Raw genomic sequence first — 25608 nt, forward strand, 5'->3', positions numbered from 1 at the left:
GCGGTTAGGTGTCTGGCAGCCGCCGCTCCCGGTGGCTGCCAGAGCATCTGAGGGACCGGGCTTGATCAGTGCCCAAGGCTCGCGGTGCGAGCACCACGGCCGAGGTGGCGACCGAGGAAGCTCTCTAGGGCTTGCAGCATCTCCAGGCGCGCGTTGCCGTTGAGCAGGCTGTGGCCCCCCTTCTCGATCTCCACGAAGGTCACATCGGCCCTCGCGCGCTTGAGCGCGCCGGCCATGCCGCTGCCGTGGTCGAAGGGAACGCGGCCGTCGTCCTTAGCGTGCACGATGAGCACAGGAGAGCTGATCTTCTTGGCCTGATCGACGGGCGAGTAGTCGGAGATGTTGACGCCCTTCAGGCCGATCAGCTCGTCGATCTGCCGCAGGCCACCGCGGGAGTAGCTGTACTCGCCGCGCAGCTCCTTCAGGTCGCTGACGCCGTTGATGCTGGCCGCGCAGCGATACATCTGCGAGTTCTTGACGACCCCCATCAGTGCGGCGTAGCCGCCGTAGGACCAGCCCACGATGCAGATACGGCCACGGCTGGCGATGCCCTGCTCCACCATCCAGTTGACGCCGTCATCCAGATCGTCCTGCATTTTGCGACCCCACTCGCCGTCACCCGCGTCCTCGAAGTCTCGACCCTGGTAGAGGGAGCCGCGGAAGTTCGGCTGAAGGACTGCATAGCCGCGACTGGCCACCATCTGCACGAGGAAGTCGAAGCCCCAGGTATCTCTGCTCCAGGGCCCGCCGTGGGGCATGACTACCACGGGTAGGTTCTGGCGATCGGCACCTTTGGGAATCGTCAGGTAAGCTGTGATCTCAAGGCCGTCGCGGGCCTTGTAGGTCACCTTCTCCATCGTGGAAAGTTGCTTTGGATCTAGGTCTGGGTAGTAGCGGCCTAGGGCGAAGATCTTCGAGGCCTTTCGATCCCAGACGTAGATGGTGCCCGCGTCCACATCGCTGCGCGTGCGCACGAGCATCATGTTCTTGTCGTCGGTCCAGGACAGGATGCTCACCCTCTCATCAGGGAAAGTCGCGGAGAGCGAGTCGTACATCGCCTTCCACTTCTTGTCCGTGAGCACGAGTTCGTTGTCGCGAGCCGGTACGCCGTAGCCGATCAGTTTGCCCTCATCGAAGCGGGGGTAGATGTCGAAGTTCGGGTCTTCATGCAGGACCTCCAGGACCTTGTCATCCACGAGGTCTAGGCGGACGATCGCCGTGCGGTCACTGTTCACCGGGCCTGCGGCGATGGCGTAGCGAGGGTCATCCTCGAAGCCGTAGGGGAAGATCTCGTTCTGCAGCCACTGCGTGTCGTTGACGTCGGTCCAGTCGCCGCCGGGCGGTCGGTAGGTGGCGAGAAGGCCGCCCTGTTCGTCACGGCCGTAGCCCACGCGAACCTCGTGCGCCTGGTCAGTCGCCCATTGAGAGATGCGGAAGCCGCCCTCGCGAAGCACCTTGAATTTTCCGTTCTTCAAGGAAACCTCGCGCACCTCGAAGTCGCCGTCGAGATCTGAGTCGAGTGCGGTCATGATGTGGTCTGGATCATCCGGCATCCAATCGATGACACGGTCTTGGAACAGCGGCTCTGGGCAACGATTGGCCACACGTGTCCCCGCGCCGCAACGACTTTCGGGCATCGCCAAGCGAACCGGACGCTTGCTGTCGGAGCCGTCGCGCTTGAAGGCGAATAGGCGTGATTGCTCCAAGTCCCCGCCGCCGAGCAGCGTTAGCTGGCCGAAGAAGCGCTGCGTTTGGGTGAAGCCGTAGGACACGACGACCTGCTTGTTGTTGCCCCAGCGAAACCACTTGACGTAAGACTCGGGGGACAGGGGCAGGATCGTGGGTTTGCTCGAGTCCGTGACCGGGTGGGCGATGACCACCTGACGTCCCTGCAAAGGATAGAGGTAAGCCACCCAAGAGCCGTCCGGTGACAGTTTGATCTGCTGCAGGGAGCCGAGGGTGGCGAAAGACTCGAGCTTTGGGCCTGCTGCTAGGGCGAAGGTGGACCAAGCGGCCATCAGTACCGCGGCGACGCCAAACAAGCGACGGCGACTAGCCGTCGTCGGTGAATGATGCATTGCGTTGTTTCCCCTGTTCTTTTTCGATTTTCTCGGGGCCGCCCCACAGCGGGGAGGCCGACACGTCCGCCTCTTACCTGGGCGACTCGCGAGGCGTGAGCCTAACGCACTGGGCGCCGAGCTTCGAAACATCTGCCGCTCCGTGCCACAAGCTCCCCATGCAGGGGCTAGGCATGACCCCCTAGGCGGGGCGCATGAGTTTGTCGACGAGCAATCAGGGCGGGTCGACTGCCCCTAGGGAAGTGACCCACACGGCGGCCCTTTCGCATTTGTCCTTGCGGGACACCATTGCGCCAGGCCGTTAAGGTATCGTGGCGACCCGAATCCGCACGGCCCGAGAGAGGCACTCCGTGGAACGCGAGACCGAGAACGCCGTTCGCCGCGAGGCACTGGTCACCCTGCAGTCGCACATCCTCGCGGAGGAGGAACGCGCGCCGGTGGAGACCACCGGCACCTTATCCTGGATCATGTCGGCCATCTCCATCTCAGCGAAGATCATCGCCAGTCACCTGCGTCGCGCGCGCCTCGAGGACGTGCTGGGGGAAGCAGGTGAGGAGAACGTGCAAGGCGAGAAGCAACAGAAGCTGGACGTGATCGCCAACGAGACCCTGATCGCAATCCTCCGCGGCCGATCCGGTGTCGCCGCCATCGGCAGCGAGGAGGATGAAGAGCTGATTTTGGTCGACTCGACCGGGCGCCGCGGCCTGCGCCGCTACGCCGTCCTCTTCGACCCCTTGGACGGCTCTAGCAATATCGACATCGGTGGATCCACCGGCACGATCTTCTCGATCCTTCGCGTGGACGAGAACACCCCGGCGCTGCAGCCCGGCACGGCGCAGGTGGCGGCGGGCTACGTCCTCTATGGTTCGTCCACCATCATGGTGAGCAGTACGGGCAACGGCGTGAGCATGTTCGTGCTGGACCCCAACGTAGGCGCTTTCATGCGCGTGGCGGAGCACCTGCGCATTCCCGACCGAGGCAAGAGCTACTCGGTCAACGAGGCCAACGCCGACAGCTTCCCCCCGCAGTACGCGCGATTCCTCACCCGCTGTCGGCAGGCGGGATACTCCAGTCGCTACGTCGGCGCGATGGTGGCCGACGTGCACCGAGTGCTGCTCCAAGGCGGGGTCTTTCTCTATCCCCCCACGGCCAAGGCCCCGGCGGGCAAGCTGCGGCTCATGTACGAGTGCAACCCCCTGGCGTTCCTGATCACCCAGGCCGGGGGCATGGCGACGACCGGAGAAGGCGACATCCTGAGCGTGCCGCCCACTGAATTGCATCAGCGCGTACCGATCGTTCTCGGCAGCCCCGAGGACGTGAAGGCCTTCCTCGACAGCTAGACCTGCGAAATCGGGGCGCGCAACCGGGCGCCGATTTGCCTACAATGCCGCACCGCCGCGAACCGGCGCCCAGCCCTAGGGCCGGGCGGGCGCGTGCGTGCCTCCCAACTCCCACTTGCTACCTACGGTGTTCCCCGTGATCGACCGCCTTCGCAACATTGCCATCATCGCTCACGTCGACCACGGCAAGACCACCCTCGTGGATCAGCTCCTACGCCAGTCAGGTACCCTCGATTCGCGCAAGGACACGGGCGATCGGGTGATGGACTCGAACGACCTCGAGCGCGAGCGCGGCATCACGATCCTGTCCAAGAACACGGCGATCAACTGGGGCAACTACCGCATCAACATCGTCGACACCCCGGGCCACGCCGATTTTGGCGGCGAGGTGGAGCGCGTCCTGTCCATGGTCGACGGCGTGCTGCTGCTGGTAGACGCGGTCGACGGCCCCATGCCGCAGACCCGCTTCGTCACCCAGAAGGCCTTTGCGCACGGCTTCTCACCCATTGTGGTGGTGAACAAGATCGACCGCGACGGCGCTCGGCCTGACTGGGTGATCGATCAAACCTTTGATCTCTTCGACCGCCTCGGCGCGAGCGACGAGCAGCTCGACTTCCCCATCGTCTACACCTCTGCCATCAACGGCATCTCCGGCCACGCGCCGGAGGACATGAGCGCAGACATGGAAGTGCTGTTCCAGACCATCGTCGATCGCTGCCCGCCCCCGCCAGTCGACCCGGACGGCCCCTTCCAGCTGCAGATCAGCGTGCTCGACTACTCCCAGTACGTGGGCGCCATCGGCATCGGGCGAATCGCTCGCGGTACCTTGAAGCGCAATGATCCGGTGACGGTGATCGACGACGACGGCAATCGCCGCAACGAGCGGGTGGGGCAGATCCTCGGCTTCATCGGTTTGGAACGGCACGAAGTACAGAGCGCCGGAGCCGGTGACATCGTCGCGGTGGCGGGTATCGAGGCGCCGCAGGTGTCCGAGACGCTCTGCAGTCCGGAGGCGGTGCAGGCCCTCTCGCCCCTATCGGTGGACGAACCCACGATTCGCATGACCTTCGAGGCCAACACCTCGCCCTTCGCCGCCCGCGAAGGCAAGTACGTGACCTCACGGCAGGTTCGCGATCGGCTCATGCGCGAGGCCTCCTACAACGTGGCCCTGCGCGTGGAGGACACGGAAGATCCGGAGAAGCTCCAGGTCTGCGGACGCGGAGAGCTGCACCTGGCCGTGCTCCTCGAGACCATGCGTCGAGAGGGCTACGAGATTGCCGTCTCCCCGCCCCAGGTGGTGGTCAAGGAGGTGGATGGGCAGCGCCAGGAGCCCTTCGAGCAGCTTACGGTGGATATCGAGGAAGCGCACCAGGGCGCCGTGATGGAAGGTTTAGGCGAACGCGGCGGTGAACTGTCGAATATGATGCCGGACGGCAAGGGTCGGGTGCGCCTGGACTACATGATTCCTGCCCGCGGACTGATCGGCTTTCAAACCGAGTTCCGCACGCTCACCTCGGGGACAGGTTTGCTTTATCACGTCTTCGATCACTACGGACCCGTACGCGACCGCGAGATTGCGCGCCGCGCAAACGGCGTGCTCATCGCCAACTCGAGCGGGAAGGCCTTGGCTTACGCGCTTGCCAACCTGCAGGAGCGTGGGCGCCTGTTCATTGGTCCTGGCGATGAGATCTATGAAGGCCAGATCGTGGGCATCCACACCCGCGATAACGATCTTGTGGTGAACCCGATGAAGGCGAAGCAGCTCACCAACGTGCGGGCCGCTGGCAAGGACGAGAACATCCTGCTCACCCCGGCCCTGCGCATGACCTTGGAGCAGGCGATGGAATTCATCGCCGAAGACGAACTAGTGGAGATCACGCCGCAGAGCCTGCGCGTACGTAAGCGGCTGCTCAAGGAGCACGAGCGCAAGCGCGCCTCGCGCTGAGCGGACGGTCTCGGGCGAATCCGCGCCCGGCGGGATCGCGTCGCCACGTTATGTGGCGAGTGGGACCAAATGACTGCGAAGAAGTTCCCGGTGCCATCGTTCGATGGGCCGGGCTGTGAAGTGTGACACAGCCCTCAGACGACACTTTGGCACACTGCAAAATGTCAACGTGATTGTCGGCGGATAAGATCCGCCACTTAAGGGACTAGACTTCACGCTACCACTTCAGACAGTTACAAAGGGCCCACGCCATGGCGTCACCCACACCGATCGACGAGGCCAGTCGCCTGCGCACGCTGCGCGCGCTTAACATCCTCGACACGCCCCGCGAGCGGCGCTACGACCGTTTCGTTTCCATCGCTACCCGCTTGTTCAATGCGCCCATCGCCGTGGTGAGCTTCATCGACGGTGACCGTCAATGGTTCAAGGCCGCCGCCGGTCTGGACGCTCGTCAGTTCCCACGGGGCGTGTCGCTCTGCGCCTATACGATCATGCAGGACGGCGCGCATGTGGTGGAGAACACCGCAGAGCATCCGGAGTTTGGCCACAACCCCTCGGTCACCGGGCCGCTCGGCATCCGCTTCTACGCGGGGTGTGCCATCGAGGCGGAAGACGGCAGCCACGTAGGCACGCTCGCCGTCATGGACACTCAGCCGCGCGCCTTCTCGCAAGCTGATCGAGTGATGTTGGAAGACCTAGCAGATTTGGTCTCCCGGGAGGTGTTTAGCCTAGGCGCGACGGCTCTCGACCGCATCACCGGCCTGCCCACCCGTCGCGGCTTCGAGTCGGTGGCGCAGCAGGTGCTGGCGATAAGCCGTCGTCACGACCACTCCGCATCCTTGCTCCTCCTCGACATGGAGAATCTCTCGGATTTCGCCCAACAGCGTGGTTTGGAAGAGGCGGACGAGCTGCTCGCGGAAACCGGCGAGCTGCTCGGCTTCGCCTTCCGCCAGTCAGATGTCATCGCCCACCTCGGCAACGGTAAATTTTGCATCCTGCTCACCGGAGCAGGTGTCGATCAGGCGGAGCTGTGTCTGGAGCGCCTGCGCACCGAGCTTCGCGGCCGCAACGCCGTGGCAGGGGCTCGCCACCGCATCAGCTATCGGTTGGGCTTTGCGGAGTTCCGCGACCCTGAGCACCGCTCGCTGGAAGATCTCATCGGAGAGGCCGAGCGCACGGCAACGCCCACGGACTTTACGGAGCAAGTCGCCCTCGCCTGAGGGCGTCCCAGCTTAGGCGCTCCGCGGCGTGGTGCCGTCGAAAGCCATCGGCGCGGCGGCGTCTGTCGCCGCGCTGCGCAGTGCCAGTCGCTGCTTCTGCCGCCAATGGCGGTATACCCGCCACCCCAGCAACACCGCCACCAGTACCGCGTACATGAGCGGGTTGGTGAGGTCCTTCTTTACCTGCCAGAAGTAGTGCCATAGGCCGAGCAGCACCACCACGTACACGAGACTGTGCAGCCTCTGCCAGTACTTACCCATGCGTCGGCGCAGGCCGTCGAACGACGTGATGGCAAGCGGAACGAGGAGCATCAGACCGGAGAAGCCGATCGTGATATAGGGCCGCCTCAGCACGTCCTCCACGATCGTGTCGAACTCGAGGGCTCGGTCCAGGGTGAGGTAAACCGTGAGGTGCAGCGACAGGTAGAAGAAGGCGAAGAGCCCAAGCATTCGCCGTACTCGCCCGATCGCATGCCAGCCGGTGACTTGGCGCAGGGGCGTCACGCACAGGGTCAGTACGAGCAGGTTCAAGCCCCAGATGCCGGCGCGGTTGAGCAGCTCCTCCACCGGATTGGCGCCGAGGGAGGAACGCCCTAGGCCGAACAGTTCCATGCCGATCTCCGCCAACGCCTTGAGTAGCGGCGTGCAGGCCAGCAGAAACAGGGTCGGTTTGATCACCGGCCCCATGAGGCGATTGATGGTGAGGGCGGTGCTAGCCATGACGTTGCTCGTTTCCGTAGGTAGTCGCGCGCTAGTAGTAGCGACGCAAGTCCATGTCGCTGTAGAGGTGGGCGACCTGCTCGCCATAGCCGTTGAACTTCAGCGTTGGTTGGCGAGACCCGAACAGGCTCTGGCCGATCCGTCGCTCTCGTGCTTGGCTCCAGCGGGGGTGGGCCACCTCTGGGTTGACGTTCGCGTAGAAGCCGTATTCGTGCGGGGCCGATTGCTCCCAGCTCGAGATCGGTTGGGTCTCGCGGAAGACGATACGGTTGATCGATTTGATGCTCTTGAACCCGTATTTCCAGGGCACCACCAGGCGCATCGGTGCGCCGTTTTGATTGGGCAGAGGTTTGCCGTAGACCCCCACCGCCATGAGCGTAAGGGGATTCATCGCCTCATCCATGCGCAAGCCCTCGCGGTACGGCCATTGCAGCACTGGGCGGCGTTGGCCGGGCATGCGCTTTGGATCGAAGAGCGTTTGAAACTCCACGTACTTCGCGCTCGATAGGGGCTTGAAGCGCGAGAGCAAGGTGGCCATGGGGATGCCGACCCAAGGAATGACCATCGACCACGCCTCGACACAGCGCAGGCGGTAGATCCTCTCCTCTAGCTGTTGCTCCTTCACGAGGTCTTCGTAGTTGAAGCTGCCAGTCACCTCTGCCTCGCCGCTCACCTCGACGGTCCACGGCAGGGGTTCGAACTCCTTCGAGAGCACGGCCGGCTGATGCTTGGCGGTGCCGAACTCGTAGAAGTTGTTGTAGGTTGAGATGTCCTCGAAGCTGTTGGGTGGCTCGTCGGTGCTGTAGGGGCTAGGGGCGATTTCGCCGCTCAGTTCACGCGCCTCCGAGCGCCCGCTCATGGTGAGCCCTGTCAGGGTGGCGCCGCCGACCACGGTGCCAGCGCCTATCATGCCGGCCGCCGCCAGAAAGCGCCGCCGATCCCGGTAATGCGCTTCGTCGGTGATTTGCGAGGGCTTGATGTCGCTGTCTAGTCGTTTCATGTGCAAGTTAACTCCCTTGCGGTATTCAGTTGGCCACGCTAGCACACGGCTATCACGTGTTGCTCACGTCACCAAACGTTACGCCTCCAGAGAATTCGTCGCTGCCCACGGGAGCGATTCTGAGATCTGGTCGTCCCCTCTAACTGACTGATGCTCTTGGCTTATGTGATCTTCCGGGGAGAAGTTCGCGGCTTGTGCCATGGCTCGGTTCTCGACCTTCAGGACCGAGGGCTAGGTCGCAGTGCCGCGCCCGGGTGCCGCCCTAGGATCGAAGGATCTGCGTGGTGCCCCGGTCCCTAGTGCCTGCCCCGCGTGCGATGACCATCTGCCGCGGGCCAACCCATGTCACGTGCTTCTATCGCCGTCGTCCTCACTGTTGCGACCCTCCTGTGCGTGCCCGTTGCGGTTCGCGCGGACTCGGTGCTGGAGGCGGCACGACTGCAGCTCGATGGGTGGGCGCTGAGCGGAGCCGATCCCGCGGCGCAAGTGGTCGCGCACGGCAAGCAGGGTGCTGAGGCGCCGGGTCGCCTGCTGGTCCTGATCGTCGAGGGCCGGCGTTACGAGATCACCTTGTCGCCATCGCGCAGCGCGCTGGCGGGCTTGCCCGTATCGCAGCGCCGTGCCTACGCGGATACTCAGCTGTACCGAGGAAGTATCGCCGGCATGCCCAACGGCTGGGCGCGGATCACCGTGGCTGGCGATAGGCTCTACGCGCTGCTTTGGGACGGCACCGACTTCCTCGCCGTCGAACCGCAGGAAGCTGCACGAGTTGCGGGTTCCGCGAAGGCTGCTCGCGCGTTCGTCCACCAGGCTTACCGTCCCCTCGCCTACGAAGACCTTTCGTTCGAACAAGACACTCGTGCGGGGCACGACCACGCCCACCCGGTCGCACCGGCGTTGAAGGGGACAGTACCCTCCGCCGCTTTTGCGAAGGGTGAGGTCGGCGGCCGCATGCGGGTCGCGTGGATTGCCGATTCGCTTTTCAATACCCGCCACGGCGATGCTAGCCGGGAGGAGATGCTGGCGCGGATCAATATCGTCGCCGGCATCTTCCAGGAGCAGCTGGGCTTAGAGCTCGCCGTCGATGAGCTCACGATTCTCTCGCCGAGCGAAGATGGCTTCTCAACCAGCGACGCGGGGCGACTGCTGGATCAGGTGGAGCAGGCCAAACTCGCCACTGGCACGCGCCGTGCGGCAGGCGTTTTGCACCTCATGACCGGTCGTGCCCTCGATGGCAACACGGTGGGGATCGCAGCGGTCGGGGCGGCCTGCAGTGCGCGCTTCGGGGTGTCGCTCACGGAAGCGCGCCGACCCGCGGCCGTCGACGCCCTCATCGCTGCACATGAGATTGGCCACAACTTCGATGCGCCGCACGACGGCGAGGGCGCCTGCGCCAGCGCGCCTGGTGGTTATCTGATGGCGCCGCGGCTGAGTCAGACCGATGAGTTTTCCCCCTGCAGCGTCGATGTGATGATCGACTTTCTGCAGCGCGCCAGCTGTGTGAGCGAGGTGCGGGCGAGTGACGTTGCGGTCAGTGGCGAGGCGCCGTCGGAGGTTCTGGTCGGTACTACCCATACGGTGGAGTACCTAATCGATTCACCTGGTGTGGGCGATGCGTACGACATCGCCGTGTCTCTGGCCTTCGCCGGCGCCGGTCTCGATCTGCGCAGCGTGACCCTGGAGGGGGGGATTTGCACCCGCGGGGAGCAGCGCATCGATTGCACGCTGCCCACCCTCGATGGTGGAGACGCCGCCCTGCTGCGCGCGACCTTCGTGGCGGTCGCGGTCGGCAGCTGGCCGTTCTCCGTCTCCGTGAGTGCTCCGGGTGATAGCAACCCCGATGACAATTTGAGCGAAGCGCTGGTCACCGTGCGCCCTGCGGCCGACCTCGCCGTCAGTTTCGCAGAAGCTGCCCTGGTTACCGCGCCAGGGGCTGCTCGCCGAGTGCCCTTCACCTTCCTCAACGCGGGTCCTCTCATCGCGCGCGACGTGGTACTGGAGTTCAGCGCTGATCGCAGCACTTTGCTAGCCGTCGAGCAGGTACAGGGCTGTCGGGCTGGCCCCGGCGAGCGCCAGTGGCGCTGCGATATTCCGAGCCTCGCCGTGGGCGAGCGTCGGCGCGGCGAGTTGTTGGCCGTGGCGAGCGCGGACGACGACGGCGAGGCGCGCCGTGAGGCGCTGCACGCCGAACTGCAGTCGGTCCTCACCGATCCAGCGCCGGCCGACAACGTCGCGAGCAGCGACCTGATCGTCGCACGCACGGTCGCCGACCTGGCGGCTCGCCTGCTTAGCGCCGCGGTCGAGCTTGAGATTGGCCAGGCACGGTCCGTAGAGGTGGAGATCACCAACCATGGGCCGGACCCGGCGACCACAGTATCGCTAGAGGTGGCCTTCTCGCTGGGTACGGTCAGCGTCTTGGAGGCCACGCTGGCGAACGGTTCGCCCTGCACGGTCGAGGCCGCTGCAGTGCGTTGCCAACTAGAGGCGCTCGCGGTGGGCGAACGAGGCGTCGTGCGTCTGGTCCTGCAGGCCCTGTCGGGAGAGCGCCTGCGCCTCCTGTCGGCTGTGTCCGGGGCAGCCTACGACCCCGCTCGCGAGAACGACACGGTGACCAGCGACCTCGCCGTCGCTGAGAAGGCCGGGCCCGGAAGCGAGGATGCCGTGGCTCTACCCGCGCCGACGAACCCGGGCGCTGGGAGCGAGGCCTCTGGCGGCGGCGGCGCGTTCGATCCGACCGTGCTGGTGCTGCTCGCGCTGGCGGCCGTGAGCCGACGTTGGCGTCACCGGGTCCGTCGTGCGGGCAGGTAAACCACTCGTCCCGCCATGACATCTAAATCCCCACGCGTACTTTTTGCTATTCCAGGGGGATATGCACCATGACAGCTGATCCGCTTCGCTTCGCATCCCGCGTGCCGTTACTGCTCGCGCTGATAATGGGGATCACCTTCGCCAGCGGATCAGCCCAGGCCGACTGGTGGGGGGATGACTGCGAGGAGGAGACGCGCTTGGAGCGCGATGTGGATCTCGCCGGCATCCGCCTGGTGGCAATCGAAGCGGGGGCAGGCAGCCTCGAGGTGAACGGTCGCGCCGGCGTGGACCAGCTGGAGCTCATGGGGTTTGCCTGCGCTCGCACCTCAGAGCTGCTGCGGGAGGTGTCGCTGCAGGTGGAGCGCCGCGGTGACACGCTCGTGGTGGAGACCGTCTTGCCTCGCCGTCGCGACGAAAACGCTCGCTTGGACCTAGAAGTGGAGCTGCCACCTCACCTAGCGCTTCGCATCCGCGATTCCTCCGGCAGCTTGGAAGTGCGCGATGTCGCCGCCCTAGAGCTGACCGACAGCTCCGGCTCGATCACCATCTCGCAAGTGCCGGGGGAGGTTTACATCGTGGCGGACTCGAGCGGCAGCATCGATATCTCCGACGTCGGCGGCGTGCGGATCGACCAGGACTCGAGCGGAAGCATAGATGTGGCGCGCGCCGCGTCTGTCCATATCGAGCGCGACAGCTCTGGCTCGATTTCGGCCCGCGACGTGTTGGGCGATGTCTACGTGGGCAGCGACACCTCCGGCAGCATCGACGTCAACGATGTGGGAGGCAATTTCACCGTACGCCGCGATACGAGCGGCGGCGTTCGCCACCGCAACGTGGGCGGTGTGGTACAGATCGACGGCGAGCGCGGAGGCTCTCGCCGCTAGGTCCTACGCTTGGCGGGTACACTGGGGCCATGCCACCCGCGCCCGTCCCCGGTGATCCGCCCTACGCAGAGCTCGTCGCTGCCTTCGGTTTCGCTGCCGCCGAGCCGCCGATTGCCTTCGGGCCCGGGCGCATCCACCGCAGCTTTCGCGTGGTCGATCGCGACGGAGCGTGGTTGCTGCAGCAGCTAAACACCCACGTGTTTCCGAACGTGTCTGCGCTGGCCGTAAATGTTGCCCGGGTCACCGCTCACCTCGCGGCGGCGTCCCGAAGCAGGCTTGAGGACGGGCGCCAGCGCCCGCAGCTAAGCCTGCGGGCCACGGTCGATGGCGAGCCGCTGTACCAGGCAGAAGACGGCAGCTGGTGGCGGGCCTATCGGTTCATCGACGGCTGCGCGCCGAGCGAGCCCATCGATCTGGCTCAGGTCGAGCAAGCCGCCGCTTGCTTCGGCGAGTTCTTGCGCGCCTGCGCCGATCTGCCCGCCGACGGCTTGTTCCTGACCATCCCCGACTTTCACGATACGGTGCGACGCTACGAGGTCTTCGCCAACGCCGTCGCAAGCGACGCTCTCGGCCGCGCCGCGGAGGCGAGCGAACTCATCGCTTTCGCCAAGGCGCGGGCGCCGCTCGCCGATCGACTCGAACGCCTCGCTCGTGACCATGGCATCCCCGAGCGCGTCGTACACAACGACTGCAAGCTGGACAACGTGCTGTTCGATGCGGATACGGGCGAAGCGTTGTGCGTGGTCGACCTGGACACGGTGATGCCGGGCTGGGCCTGGCATGACATCGGCGATCTGATCCGTTCGGCAGCTGCTACTGGGGGCGAGGAGAGCGAGGCCCTGCGTATCGATGCCCAGCGCTTCGAAGCCGTGGTTAGGGGGTACCTGCGCGGCGTGGGCGATTTGCTGTCCCAGGCCGAAGTGGCCCATCTCACGGTGGCTGCTCAGGTGATTACCTATGAGCTCGGTTTGCGCTTCCTCGCAGATCATCTGAGCGGTGATCGCTACTTCCGAGTGCGGCAGGCGGGAGAGAACTTGCGCCGCGCGCAGCGGCAGTTCGCCCTGCTCAGCTCGATGGAGCGCCAGTCCAGAGTGCTGTCGGAGGTGGTCGACCGAGTGGTCATGGGTCTCGACGCCTAGGGCGGCGAAGCGAAGCAGCGTCACCTGGTTGCGCAGTAGCCGACCGACTTGGCATGCTGACAGACTGTCGTCTCCTGGGGTCACCTTCTCGCGCATGTCGATTCGCCGAATCGCTCGCTGGCGTAGCGGCTGTGCTGCCACGCTCTCCTTCATCGCCCTGGTCTCGGTCGGCGCGGCAAACGGGCAGGAGGGACAACGACGAGAGGGTGCCGCCCTTAGCGTTGGCGTGCCCGTGCTCGGTGCCCCACTCTCCTACCGCGCTGAAGACGGAGAACCGGTCGGCGTGCTAGTCGACTACTGGCGCATGGCCCAGCGCGAGCTCGGCGCCCTGCGCGTGTCCCTATGTGCAGCGCCCGCCGATTGCTTGGCCGATCTGGAAGCCGGCATTCTCGACCTCGCCGGTCCGATGGCGGTCGTCGATGAGTCGCCAGCGGTGGCGTTTTCTTCCCCGATCCTAAGCCTGCCCATCGCGGCGGCCGTCCGCACCGCTCGCGAACGCGACGCGCGGTTGCTGAAGGGCGCACGCGTAGGCCTGCTGAAGGCGCAGGAAGACGCTGTGGCAGAGAGGTTTGGTGGCGGGCCCGAGGGGTGCCTCAGACACGGGGGCTGCGCGCCGATCGCCCGCTGGTCACCGGCGTCTGTGGTCACCGTCAGCGCAGACCGCGGTGCGGCCTCCCTGGGGACGATTTTGGGGACGGATGTCGATGTGTTGGTTGGCGCTCGAGCTAACCTTTCCTCAAGCCTAGGTGAGTCCTCTCGTGCGCAGCTAATCGACCTTTGGCGCCGCTGGCTGTACGTGGCGGCGCGGTCTGGTGATCGCGAGCGCTTGCAGGCGGTGCAGGGCGCGCTACTTGGGATATCGCCGACAGACCTTAGTGCGAACGCCGCGCTAGCGGAGGCCTTCGGTGGTGTCGAGGGCTTGGCCTTGCCGCTCGATGTGCCGCAGTTGAGCGATCGCGAGAAGCTGTTCATAGACCGCCATCCGGCGCTGCATCTCGCCGCGGCGGTATGGGAGCCGCTAACGGTGCTGGAGGGCCAACGTGCCACCGGCCTTGCGATCGATAGCGTGCGCTACCACCTCGCCCGCCTTGGCGTCACCGCGGTGTTCGAGTTTGGCGATTGGTCGGCGGTTCGTGCCATGTCGGATGCGCGCCAGCTGGACGGCTTAGGGTACGTGGTCTCTAACCGACACCTGGAAGATGGGCAATACGTCCTGACCAACTCGGTGGTGGAGGCGCCGTTCGTCGTTGCCCTAGGGCCCGCGGCACCGTTCGTCGGCTCCGTGGATGAGATCGCCTCGCTGCCGGCAGTCATGGAACGCCGCTATCAGGGCTTTTTGCCGACGATCGAGGCAGCCTACCCAGGCCTAGATCCGAGACTCGTGGCGAGCCCGCGGGAGGCAGTGGAGGCGCTGGCTCAAGGGCGCGCCCAGGTGTGGCTCGAGTTTCTGCCGATCGTGCGCTACACGATCGCTCAGTTCGGTGAGGATCGCGTGGGCGAGATTCGCACGATCGGCACACCGTTGTTCGAGCGTATGTCGACCGCCTTGGATCCTGAGCTGGCCCCCATGGTGACGCTGATTAATCGCTCGATCGACGCGGCGCCGGTGGGCCTGGCGGCGGTGCAGAGTCGTTGGCTTGAGTTGACTGTGGAACCGGAGCCCGGCGGGCGCAATCGCGGGGCCGGTCTCGGCCTCGGCGTATTGAGTCTGCTGCTAGCCGCCGGGTGCGCGCACTTGCTCCGCCAGCGGATGCTGCAGCGCGCGCGACTGCGTGCTAGTGAGGCAGCCCTGCGTCGCGCCCAGTTGCTGTCTGGCGTCGGTAGCTTGGAGGTGCCCCCACCCTACAACCGCGTGCTGCTGACCGGCGATACGGGCCATTTACTCGGCCTGCCCCGGGGCACTGCCGAGCAGTCCTTGAGCGAGCACTTGGCGCTCTTTGGTAGGGAGGACGCCGCGCGTCTGGACCAGGCCTTAGAGTCGGCGTGGCGCGCCGGTTATGGCAACACGGTAGCGCTGTCGGCATCGGATCAGCGCCGCTTCTTGTATGAGTTCTCACCGCCTGAATCGACCGAACAGCAGACGGCTTCCGTGCTGGTCACCCTGCGCGACGTCACCGAGCAGACCCAGCGCGAAGAGCGAGAGCGCGCTCTGGAGCACGAAGTGATGGAGCGGCAGAAGCTCGATGCGGTCGGGCGCCTAGCCGCCAGTATTGCGCACGACTTCAACAACGTGCTGAGCGTGGTGTTGGGCAGCGCAGAGCTCGCCCTGCGCGATGTGCCTGAAGGACATCCTGCGCATAAACCGATCCAGCAGGTGCTGACCGCGGGCCTGCGCTCACGTGAGCTGATCGGTCAGATGCTCAACTCCGTGCGCCCTCCCGCGCGCGAGCGCCAGCGTTTCTCACTGCGGGCGGTGGTCTCCGACACCTTAGGACTGCTTAGCCACGGCATTCCCGCCACCGTTTCCCCTGCCATTGCCCTCGGACAGGATCCGCTCTACGTGGATGGCAACGACGTGCAGCTGCGACAGGTGGTGGGCAATCTGATCCGCAACGCCGTCGATGCCATGCCGCAGGGCGGTGAGCTCACAGTGGAGCTGAATAGTGAACAGACCTCGCTCGGTCCTCGGGCGCGCCTGCGCGTTGCCGACACCGGCGTGGGCATGAGCGAGGAGACCCTCGCCAACTGCTTCGAGTTCTTCTTCACCACTCGCGCGGAGGGAACCGGTCTGGGCTTGGCCATCGTGCGCAGCCTAGTCACCGCGCACCGTGGACGCGTGGAGGTGCGCTCGACGGTGGGCGAGGGCACTCAGTTCGACGTGTGGTTGCCCCTGGCGGAGGACCAACTAGATCCCCCGAGCCGCGATCGAGATGAGACCGCCTTGCAGCTCGTGTCCGACAACCCCGCGCAGAGGCCCGAGGAAGATCCTCCCACAGCATCTGCGGCGAGCGCTCTCGCCAGTAATCCACCGCACCTCCTGCTCGTAGATGACGAGCGCGAGATGCTAAGCGCCGTCTCCAGCGGCCTGCGGGCCCGTGGCTTTCGCGTGACGCCGGTGGTCGGCGCGGACGCTGCCCTGGCTGCCGTGGATCACCATCGCGCACTGTACGACATCGTGCTGACGGATCTGGCCATGCCGGGAATGTCCGGCCTCGATCTGGCCCGGGAGTTGAAGCGCCGCGAGCCGCGCCTGCCGGTCGTGCTGCTCGCCGCCGGCTCGGAAGATCCGAACGGCTTGGCGAGTTCGCGCCACATCGATCGGGTGCTCGACAAGCGAATCAGTAATGACGATCTGTCCGGCGTCCTCGGTGAACTCGTCTACGGTTACGCGGCCTCCTGAGGCGCCCTACGCGACGAGCAATGCGCAAAACCGCGCTCGGCGGTGGGCGCACGGCGGGGACTGCGGCACAATCCTGCGCCATGTACTATGCAGCCGCCTGCCAGACCGATTTCCCCAGCCCAACCCACCGCCGGGAGATCGCCGAGCGAACGAACCGTCAGTGCGAGATCATCACCCAGACCTTGAGCGGGTACGGGCCGTTCTTCGACGTGCGTTTGTTCGCGTTTCCGGAGTTCTCCCACGCGGCACCGGCCTACGAGCGCGTCGAAGACCTCCACTGTCACCTGGCGCTGCCAATACCGAACGAGCACACTGATCGCTATCAACGCCTGTGCCGCGAGCACGGCTGCTACCTGCAGACGGGCACCTTCCTCGAGCGCGATGACGATTGGCCGGGGCTTGTCTTCAACACGACGGTGTTGATCGGCCCCCACGGCATCCTCTCCCGCTACCGCAAGGTGAACCCATGGTTGCCGTGGGAGGTACACACGAGCCCGCACGACCTGTTGCCCGACTACCCCGCCGATCCCTTTCCCGTCGTGGAAACGGAGCTCGGGCGCCTGGGCGCTGCCATCTGCTACGACTGGCTGTTCCCCGAGACCATTCGTGAACTCGCCTTTCGCGGCGCCGAGGTGCTTATCCGTGTGTCCGCTTACATGGACCCTTGGGGCACGGCGCAGCCGATGGACTGGTGGACCTTGATCAATCGGACCCGTGCCCTGGAGAACACGGCCTACGTCGTAGCTGCTAATCAGGGTGCTAGCCTGCGGCACTACCCACCCTTCTCCTGGCCGGGTGGCAGCATGGTGGTCGACTACGACGGGCGTATCTTGGCTCAGGCCGAGGCAGGCGGTGGCGAGCGCGTGGTGGTGGCGCCGATCAACATCGAGACCCTACGCGCCGAGCGTGCGCGCCGCGCCGGCCACGACATGCGAAGTCACCTGCGCAGCGAAGTGCACGGCTATCTGCAGACGCCACGCCTTGCGCCTGGCGGCCGCGCCGCGCCGCAGGCCGGCGACATCGAGGCGCGAATTCGCGCCGCCAAAGCCACCTTGGGGCCGACCCCACCGACGTCAGAGAAGCAGGCGTGATGCGTTACCGCGTGACCATTGCGACGGCCCTGCTGATGAGCGCATTCGCAGTCCTCCTTAGCGCCTGCGCCGGAGACGAGGGCAGGCAGGATAGCGGCTTGCCGAGTGAAGTTGTGGCCCTCAACAACCGCGGCGTAGGCCTGATGGGCTACTTCGACTACCCCGGCGCTCGAGAGGTGTTCGAGCAAGTCGTCGCCTCGCAGCCCGAGTGGATCGATGCCCGCGTGAATCTGGCGATCGCCACCTTGAACCGCCAGCAAGAGGGCGATGAGGCACGGGCCGACGCGATCCTGCAGGAGGTCCTCGCGCAGGCGCCGCAGCATCAGCGCGCGCACTTCGTGGCGGGTCTACTGCGCCTCTACGAAGGTGCGCAGAGCGCGGCCCTGATCCACTTCCAAAAGGTAGCGCAGGCTGATCCTGGCGATGCCTACGCCGCGTACTACACGGGGCAGCTGCTGGCCGTGGACTATCCGGAGCAGGCCCTCGATTGGTTCGAGCGCGCCATCGAGACTGACCCCTACCTACGCAGTGCTTACTACGGCGCCAGCATCGCCCTCAGGCGCTTGCGCCGGCGTGATGAGGCGGTGCGCATGCAGGAGCAGTACCTGCGCCTGGAGTCCAATCCGCGCGCTCGCTTGGCGGAGTTCAAGTACACCCGCATGGGACCCAAAGCCAACGCGCTGGCGGTGCCCGTACGAGGTCTGTCGCCTGCAGAGTCGACCACGGCGATTCCCGAGGGGGCCGCGTTCGCTGCCGCCGTGCCGGTCGCGCCGCAGTGGCAGTTACCCGAGTCGTCCACGCTGACCACGGCAGATCTCAATGGGGACGGTGAGCAGGATCTGTTCCTCAGCCGAGCGCGGACTAACGCGGCCCAAGCGTCCGCCAGCCTGGTGCTGCTCGCCGATGGCGATGGCTGGGGCGCCCTAGCCGATCATTCCCTAAGCGGTATCGACGGCGTCGTGGCAGCGGCGTGGGCGGACTTCGACAACGATGGGGATGTCGACGCCTACCTGTGCCGCGCTGGAGTCGATCAGCTCTGGTATCGAGAAGGGGATAGCGAATGGCGGCTTCAGCCTGAGCAGCTGCTGGGACTTCGGCTGCCGGGCGACGATTGCCGCGACGTGGCCGCCTTCGATGCGGATCACGACGGTGACGTCGACATCTTCGTGGTCGGGGAGCAAGCTAACGAACTGATCAACAATGATGGCGACGGCAGTTTTCGCGCCCTGGGGCAGTCCCAGGGACTGGCGGGATCGGGGGGAGGGCGTCAGGTGTTGGCCCTCGATATCGATGCTGACCGCGATACGGATATTGCCGTCCTGAACGCACAACCGCCCCACGCGCTGTTTCTCAACGATCGCCTGTGGCAGTACCGCACCCTGCAAACGCCCGCCTTCGCTGAGATCGGCGCGCGAGCGATGAGCGCCGGGGATGCGGATGCCGACGGCCAGGCTGAGCTGTACCTGCTGCAATCCGCCTCGGACGCGGTGACCGTGCTGGAGTGGGAGGGCGAGACGTTCACCGTTCAAGGCACGGCCGCCGTTGCTCCCGGCATGACCCAGCTCAGCCTGGGCGACTACGACGGCGATGGCGCGATGGAGCTGCTCGCGGCTGGCGAGGAAGGGGCCGTACGAATGGACGCGTCTAGTCTGCTCACCGATCGCCCGAGTGCGGGGCTGGCCGTGACCTCCTCCGCAGCCAGCACCCTCGTCCCTGTGCTCCGCGATGTGGCGGCAGGCCCGGGCTTGATGACCGTGGTCGACGGCGCTCTTCAGTGGCTCGGCCCCGGTGACGGACGTCATCCCTTCGCGTCGTTCGCCCTGGTGGGACGCGCGTCCGAGGCGGATGCGATGCGCTCGAACGCCGCGGGGATCGGCACTCGCCTGGCCCTGCGTCGCGGTGAGTACTGGAGTGTGACCAGTACCTTCGACGGTGACTCTTCGCCCGGACAGAGCCTGCAGCCGGTGAGCCTCGGGCTCGGCGCCAGTGCCCAGGCGGACTTCGTGGCCATCGACTGGTCCGACGGGGTGTTCCAAACCGAGCTCGACCTGCCTGCTGGCGCGCTGCATCGGATCGCCGAGACCCAACGCCAGCTGGCGAGCTGTCCAGTGTTGTTCGCGTGGAACGGTGAGGAATACGCCTTCGTAACCGACCTGCTCGGTGTTGGTGGGATCGGCTTCCTTCTGGCACCGGGCGAGTACAGCACGCCGCGACCGTGGGAACGCATGCTCCTCAGCGAAGCGCAGCTGTCGCCGCGGCGCGGACGCCTGGCGCTCAAGCTCACCGAGCCGATGGAAGAGGTCGCCTACGTGGACCAGTTAGCGCTGCACGAGGTGCTAGTGCCGCCGGGCTGGCAGGTGATGCTGGATGAACGCCACAGCACGGATCCGCGGCGCCCACCGAGCGGCGAGCTGCGCTGGTATCGGGAATCGTTGCGGCCCCTAGGCGCACGCGATGGGCGAGGCCATGAGGTGCTGGCAGCCGTGCTCGATCGCGACGGTGTAGCAGTGCCGGTCGGGGTGCGTGACACGCGTTTCCTCGGCCGCCTGCAAGCGTCTCAGGTACTGACGATGGAGTTTGCCGCGGCCCTCGGCGAGCAGGACGGTAGAGCGCGCTGGCTGTTGGCCGATGGCTGGGTGGAGTACCCCTACTCGCAGACGCTATTCGCTGCCTGGCAGGCCGGTGTCACCTACGAACCGCCTTCGCTCGAGGTGAGTACCGACGGTGAGCATTGGCAGCTTGTTGCGGCGCGCTTCGGCTATCCCGCTGGGATGCCCCGGCAGATGGCCCTGCCGCTGCACGATCTTCCGCGAGGGGCCCGCTACCTGCGCCTGACAGGTAACTTGGAGATCTACTGGGATCGCTTGCGCGTGGCCCTGGTGGAGCCGGCGCCGACGCCGGCGCGGGTCACACCCCTGCCCCTGCAACGAGCGGTCTTGTCGCAGGTGGGTTTCCCCGTGCGCACGACCCATGCCCAGCGCCGCCCCCACTTCGATTATGGGCAACGCCAGACCTTCTGGGATACGCGCTACACGCGTGGTGCCTATACGGCCTTCGGTGACGTGCGCGAGCTGGTGGGTGAGCAGGATGACGCCCTTGCTCTGGTGGGTGCAGGGGAGGAGTTGCACGCTGAGTTTGCCGCGAGCGCCAGCTTCCCTGGCGAGGGCTGGTCGCGTCGCTATCTGTTGACCACCGCCGGCTGGGCCAAGGACATGGACCTGTACACACGCGACGGCGACTCGGTGGACCCTATGCCCCATCGCAGCGACGAGCCCGGTGTTCTCGCCAGGCGCGACGCGCTGCACGCGCGCTTTCACACCCGCCCGCTCTCCGGAAAGTGATGGCGAGATCGACTAGCAGGGCGCGGCCGCGCCCAGTGATCGGACCGCGCCTTCGCGTACTGCTGCAGGGCGTGTTCGTTCTGTTCGCGCTGCTGGTGGTCAACTCCGTGTACCTCGCAGGGACCTCCTTGCTCGAGTGGTTGAGTGGGGCCTCGTGGCAGGGCGCCGTGTTCCAGGTGATGTTTCTCGCCCACCTGGTGCTGGGTGTCGTGCTAATCGCACCGTTTCTGATCTACGCTGTAGTCCACGCGCGCAACGCGTGGCATCGGCCGAATCGCCGCGCCGTAGCCATGGGCCTGGTCTTAACCGTGGCCGGCGGCGTTCTCCTGATTACTGGCCTTGTGCTAACCCGCGCCATACCCGGTTTGCCGTTGACCTCACCGGCCCTGCGTCAACCGCTCTACTGGGTGCACGCCTTGGTGCCGCTACTGGTCGTATGGGCCTTCGTGCTCCACCGTTTGGCAGGGCCTGCGATCGCTTGGCGCCGAGGTGCGGGGGCGTTCGCTGCGGCGCTGGCTGTCACGCTGGCAGTCGGTACGTGGAACTGGTGGTCCGCGCCGAGCGTCGGGGTGGCGACGGCCGACGATACTGATCGATACCACCTGATGCCATCGTTGGCGAAGACTGCCGACGGTCAGCCGATAGGCGTCGAAGCGCTGGTCAACGATCAATACTGCGTCGACTGCCACGCCGACACCCATGAGCGCTGGGCCGCGAGCGCTCACCGCTTCGCGTCCTTCAACAATCCCGCCTACCGCTTCTCCGTGGCGAATACGCGGGCGGAGATGCTGGCGCGCGACGGCAACGTAGAGGGCACGCGCTTCTGCGCTGGCTGTCACGACCCCGCGCCCCTGTTTAGCGGTGCCTTGGAGCAAGCCGACTTCGACCCCGATTCGGTCGCCGGTCAGGCGGGGATTACGTGCACCGCCTGTCACGCCATTACGAGCATCGACTCCCCGCGCGGCAACGCCGACTACACGATCGGCGCGCCAAGGCACTACCCGTTCGCGCGCAGCGAGGGTGGGCTCGGCAAGTGGGTCAATCACCTGCTCGTGCGTGCGAACCCGGAGTTTCACCGCCGCACGTTTCTGAAGCCTCTGCACAAGACGCCGGAGTTTTGTGGTACCTGCCACAAGGTGCACCTACCCGAAGCGGTGAACGACTACAAGTGGCTGCGCGGGCAGAATCACTACGACACCTGGCTGCTGAGCGGCGTGTCGGGTCACGGTGTGTCGAGCTTCTACTACCCGCCCGCGGCCAAGCAGTGCAACGACTGCCACCTGGCCCCACTCCCCTCCGATGATTTCGGTGCGGTGGTGCGGGCCCCGGGCGAGCCGCCCACGGTGCACGATCACCTCATGGCGGCCGCTAACACGGCCTTAGGGCACTGGCTCGACTTCCCAGCGTGGAGTGAGCAAGCGACGAAAGACATGCTGGTGGGGTCCTTGCGTGCGGATATCTTTGCCGTGCGTGAGGGTGGTGATTTGACGGGCGCGCTGGTGGCGCCCCTGCGCCCCCAGGTGCCAACCCTGAAGGGCGGTGAGCGCTACCTCTTCGACGTTGTGTTGCGAACGCTAACGCTCGGCCATCCCTTCACCCAAGGCACGGCCGACTCGAACCAGGTGTGGGTGGAGGTGCGGGCGAGCCTCGACGGCGTGCCGCTCGCCCACAGTGGCGCACGGGACCCGGGAAGCGGCGAGGTGGATCCGGCCGCGCACTTCGTCAACGCCTTCGTCTTGGACCGCCAGGGCCAACGGATCGACGCACGCAACGCGGAAGACATCTTCACGGTGCTATACAACCACCAGATCCCGCCCGGTGCGGCCGATGTGGTGCACTATGCCCTCGCCCTACCCGAAGGCGCACACGGCACCTTGACCCTCGAGGTAGCGCTCAACTACCGCAAGTTCGACACTCGTTTCCTGGCCCTCATGAGGGACGACCCCGAGGTAGTGAACGCGCTCCCGATCACCGTCATCGCGCGAGATCAGTTGAGTTTCCCTGTCTCGGTTGAGGCCGGCGCTGCGCAGGCCCTTTCCGCGCCGGACATCCCGACCTGGCAACGGTGGAACGACTACGGCATCGGCCTGCTGCGCAAGCCCGGAGTTGGCGAGCTGCGTCAGGCGGAGCAGGCCTTCACTATGGTGGAGCGCCAGGGGCGGGGCGATGGCAGCCTCAACTTGGCACGGGTCTACTTGCGTGAAGGGCGCGTGGACGCCGCGGCGGACGCCCTGGTGCGCGCCGGGGGCAGCGCCGACGTGATGCCCTGGGTGGTGGCGTGGTTCAACGCGCAGGTCGATCGCCAGAACGGCTACCTCGATGAGGCGATCACTCAGCTCGAGGCCATCGTCGACACGCGCTTCACGCAGGCGCGTGAGCGCGGCTTCGACTTCGCCTCGGACTATCGCGTACTCAACGAACTTGCCCTCACCCACTACGAGCGCGCCCGATCACTGCGCGGCGAACGCCAACGGGATCGTCGCGGGGCGGATTTGGAGGCGGCTCGTCGTTGGTACACGGCCACGCTAGAGTTGGATCCGGAGAATCTAAGTGCGCACTACGGCCTAGCTCAGGTGTTCGCCGCCTTGGGCAAGATGTCTGAAGCCGACTATCATCGGGCGCAGCATGCGCGGTACAAACCCGACGACAACGCAGCGGACGTGGCCATCGCCGCCGCTCGCCGCGCCTACCCGCAAGCGGCGCGCGCCGCGGACGACACGGTGATCTACCCGCTGGTAGCGCCACGACAGTCGCGCCGATGAGTGACCGACCCCGCCGGCCGAGCCCTAGCGAGGGCGATCGAGTCATCGGTCGCGCCCTCAAGATCTCCCTGTTCTTCGCGATGGCCGGAGTTGTGCTTGTGGCGGCGGCTCTGTGGGTGCTGCGAACGCAGACGGGCGGCGACGTCCTGGTTGGTGATTCGAGTCCAACGCCCGCCCAGCCCGCGGTCGAGGAAACCCGCGCCTCCCGTCCTCGCTTCGTCGATGTCACTGAGGCTGCCGGCATCGATGCCCCGCACGCGAGCGGCGCCGCCGGCGAGAGCCTGCTGCCCGAGACCATGGGCGGCGGCGTGGCTTTCTTTGATGCCGACAGCGACGGCGATCCAGACCTGCTGCTGGTCAACGGGGGCACGCTGCCCGGGGTGGCGCCGGCGTCAACTGCACCGGCACTCACCCTCTACCTAAACGACGGCACTGGGGCCTTCGCGGCCATGGCGCCTGAGGCGAGCGGACTGATCGGCAGCTTTTACGGCATGGGCGTGGCGACCGGCGACTACGATGGCGATGGACGCATCGACGTCTACGTGACCGCCGTAGGCCCGAATCGCCTCTACCGCAGTCTCGGCGAGGGGCGCTTCGAGGAAGTCACGGCCACCGCGCAGGTGACCGGCGCCGAAGATGCGTGGAGCAGCAGCGCGGTCTTCGTGGATATTGATCGTGACAACGACCTGGATTTGTTTGTCGTCAACTACGTGGCTTGGTCTCGGGAGATCGACTTCGAGGTGGACTACCGCCTGGCAGGTATCGGCCGCGCCTACGGCCCGCCGACCAACTACCCCGGCAGCGCCAGCTATCTGTTCCGCAACGAAGGTGACGGCAGCTTTACCGACGTCTCCGAGGAGGCCGGAGTGGTGGTGCGCAATCCGGCCACCGATGCGCCCAGTGGTAAGGGCCTCGCCGTGCTCGCCATGGACGTCAACGAGGACGGCTGGGTCGATCTGCTCGTGGCCAACGACACAGTGGGCAACTACCTGCTCCTCGGCGATGGCGATGGCACCTTTACTGAAGTCGGCACCACGGCAGGGTTGGCCTTCGACAACACGGGCACGGCAACGGGCGCTATGGGCATGGACGTGGCCTGGTACGACGATGGCCAGACCCTTGGTGTGGCAGTGGGCAATTTCGCCAACGAGATGTCCTCCTACTATGTGACGGAACTTGCCGCAGCGGCGGCCGGTTCCGCCGAGGTGCACCCAGTGCCCGTGTTCACTGACGAGGCGGCGATCAGCGGGATCGGCGCGCCGAGTCGGCGTGCCCTCACTTTTGGCCTGCTGTTCTTCGACTATGACCTCGATGGTCACCAGGACCTGCTCCAAGTGAACGGCCATGTGGAGGATGAGATCAATGTGGTTCAGCCCAGTCAGCAGTACGCCCAGGCCGCCCAGCTCTTCTGGCGCTGCGCGGCCAGCGACTGCGCGCGGCCTTTCGTCGCCTTGGAGACGGCGGACCTCGGCGCCCTCGCCCAACCGCGGGTGGGGCGAGGCGCCGCTCATGCCGACATTGACGGGGACGGCGATCTCGACCTTCTGCTGACGGCGATCGACGATCGCCCACTGCTTCTGCGCAATGACACACCGGGGCCCGATGAGCATTGGCTGCGTGTGCGCCTGCGCGATGAACGCGAGGGGAGCCAGAATCGCTTCGGCCTAGGAGCCACGGTCACGGTGGTGCTCGAAGACGGCAGTCTGCGTAGGCGCTTGTTGAGTCCCGCGAGATCCTACCTCTCGCAGGTGGAGACGGTGGCGAGCTTCGGCCTTGGGACAGCCGCGATCGTCAAGTCCGTACAGGTGCGCTGGCCCGATGGTAAAGAGCAGCGTATCGGGCCCCTAGCGGTGGATGGCGTCTGGGAGATTCGTCGTGGGGACAGCGCCCCTACACGCTACCCAAGCACGGCGGCGGAGGCAGAGTCCGCCACGCCCTAG

General features: G+C 65.8%; 14 protein-coding genes. 11 read left to right on the forward strand and 3 right to left on the reverse strand.

The window, feature by feature from the left end; genetic code table 11:
• Window positions 1-65: 65 nt before the first annotated feature.
• Entirely contained in the window at window positions 66-2078 is a 2013-nt protein-coding gene (locus tag AAGA68_00300) for a S9 family peptidase (protein ID MEM9383473.1), read from the reverse strand.
• A gap of 350 nt (window positions 2079-2428) precedes the next feature.
• Between AAGA68_00300 and fbp the strand changes: the two genes are divergently transcribed.
• The 3 genes from fbp (at window position 2429) to AAGA68_00315 (ending at window position 6583) form a co-directional block, all read left to right on the forward strand.
• On the forward strand, window positions 2429-3418 hold the full coding sequence (fbp, locus tag AAGA68_00305) for a class 1 fructose-bisphosphatase (protein ID MEM9383474.1): 990 nt from the start codon (window positions 2429-2431) through the stop codon (window positions 3416-3418).
• 136 nt (window positions 3419-3554) lie between these two features.
• Complete coding sequence (gene typA, locus AAGA68_00310) at window positions 3555-5363, forward strand: translational GTPase TypA (protein MEM9383475.1); 1809 nt, start codon at window positions 3555-3557, stop codon at window positions 5361-5363.
• A 251-nt stretch (window positions 5364-5614) separates the two neighbouring features.
• Window positions 5615-6583 (forward strand): diguanylate cyclase, encoded by a 969-nt coding sequence (locus AAGA68_00315; GenBank protein ID MEM9383476.1) that lies wholly within the window; start codon window positions 5615-5617, stop codon window positions 6581-6583.
• Between the two features lie 12 nt (window positions 6584-6595).
• On the opposite strand, the gene AAGA68_00320 is transcribed toward AAGA68_00315, so the two are convergent.
• On the reverse strand, window positions 6596-7303 hold the full coding sequence (locus AAGA68_00320) for a protein-methionine-sulfoxide reductase heme-binding subunit MsrQ (protein ID MEM9383477.1): 708 nt from the start codon (window positions 7301-7303) through the stop codon (window positions 6596-6598).
• Window positions 7304-7334: 31 nt separating this feature from the next.
• Window positions 7335-8303, reverse strand: a complete 969-nt coding sequence (msrP, locus tag AAGA68_00325) for a protein-methionine-sulfoxide reductase catalytic subunit MsrP (protein MEM9383478.1) — start codon at window positions 8301-8303, stop codon at window positions 7335-7337.
• 342 nt (window positions 8304-8645) lie between these two features.
• Between msrP and AAGA68_00330 the strand changes: the two genes are divergently transcribed.
• From AAGA68_00330 to AAGA68_00365, 8 genes are all read left to right on the forward strand, one after another.
• The gene (locus tag AAGA68_00330; protein MEM9383479.1) at window positions 8646-11111 is read left to right on the forward strand and encodes a M12 family metallo-peptidase; all 2466 of its coding nucleotides are present in this window, start codon (window positions 8646-8648) and stop codon (window positions 11109-11111) included.
• Window positions 11112-11179: 68 nt separating this feature from the next.
• The gene (locus tag AAGA68_00335) at window positions 11180-11995 is read left to right on the forward strand and encodes a hypothetical protein (GenBank protein MEM9383480.1); all 816 of its coding nucleotides are present in this window, start codon (window positions 11180-11182) and stop codon (window positions 11993-11995) included.
• A 29-nt stretch (window positions 11996-12024) separates the two neighbouring features.
• Complete coding sequence (locus AAGA68_00340) at window positions 12025-13134, forward strand: aminoglycoside phosphotransferase family protein (GenBank protein MEM9383481.1); 1110 nt, start codon at window positions 12025-12027, stop codon at window positions 13132-13134.
• A 94-nt stretch (window positions 13135-13228) separates the two neighbouring features.
• Window positions 13229-16474, forward strand: a complete 3246-nt coding sequence (locus AAGA68_00345; protein ID MEM9383482.1) for an ATP-binding protein — start codon at window positions 13229-13231, stop codon at window positions 16472-16474.
• Between the two features lie 20 nt (window positions 16475-16494).
• Window positions 16495-17565 carry a nitrilase-related carbon-nitrogen hydrolase gene (locus AAGA68_00350; protein ID MEM9383483.1) on the forward strand — a complete coding sequence of 357 codons (1071 nt, stop codon included), beginning with the start codon at window positions 16495-16497 and terminating at the stop codon, window positions 17563-17565.
• The gene (locus AAGA68_00355) at window positions 17565-20906 is read left to right on the forward strand and encodes an FG-GAP-like repeat-containing protein (GenBank protein MEM9383484.1); all 3342 of its coding nucleotides are present in this window, start codon (window positions 17565-17567) and stop codon (window positions 20904-20906) included. The genes AAGA68_00350 and AAGA68_00355 overlap by 1 nt, the downstream gene beginning before the upstream one ends.
• 35 nt (window positions 20907-20941) lie before the next feature.
• Window positions 20942-23668, forward strand: coding sequence for a multiheme c-type cytochrome (locus AAGA68_00360; protein MEM9383485.1), 2727 nt, complete (start codon window positions 20942-20944; stop codon window positions 23666-23668).
• Complete coding sequence (locus AAGA68_00365; protein ID MEM9383486.1) at window positions 23665-25608, forward strand: CRTAC1 family protein; 1944 nt, start codon at window positions 23665-23667, stop codon at window positions 25606-25608. The genes AAGA68_00360 and AAGA68_00365 overlap by 4 nt, the downstream gene beginning before the upstream one ends.

Source organism: Pseudomonadota bacterium, from assembly GCA_039193195.1.
Lineage (GTDB): Bacteria > Pseudomonadota > Gammaproteobacteria > Steroidobacterales > JBCBZW01 > JBCBZW01.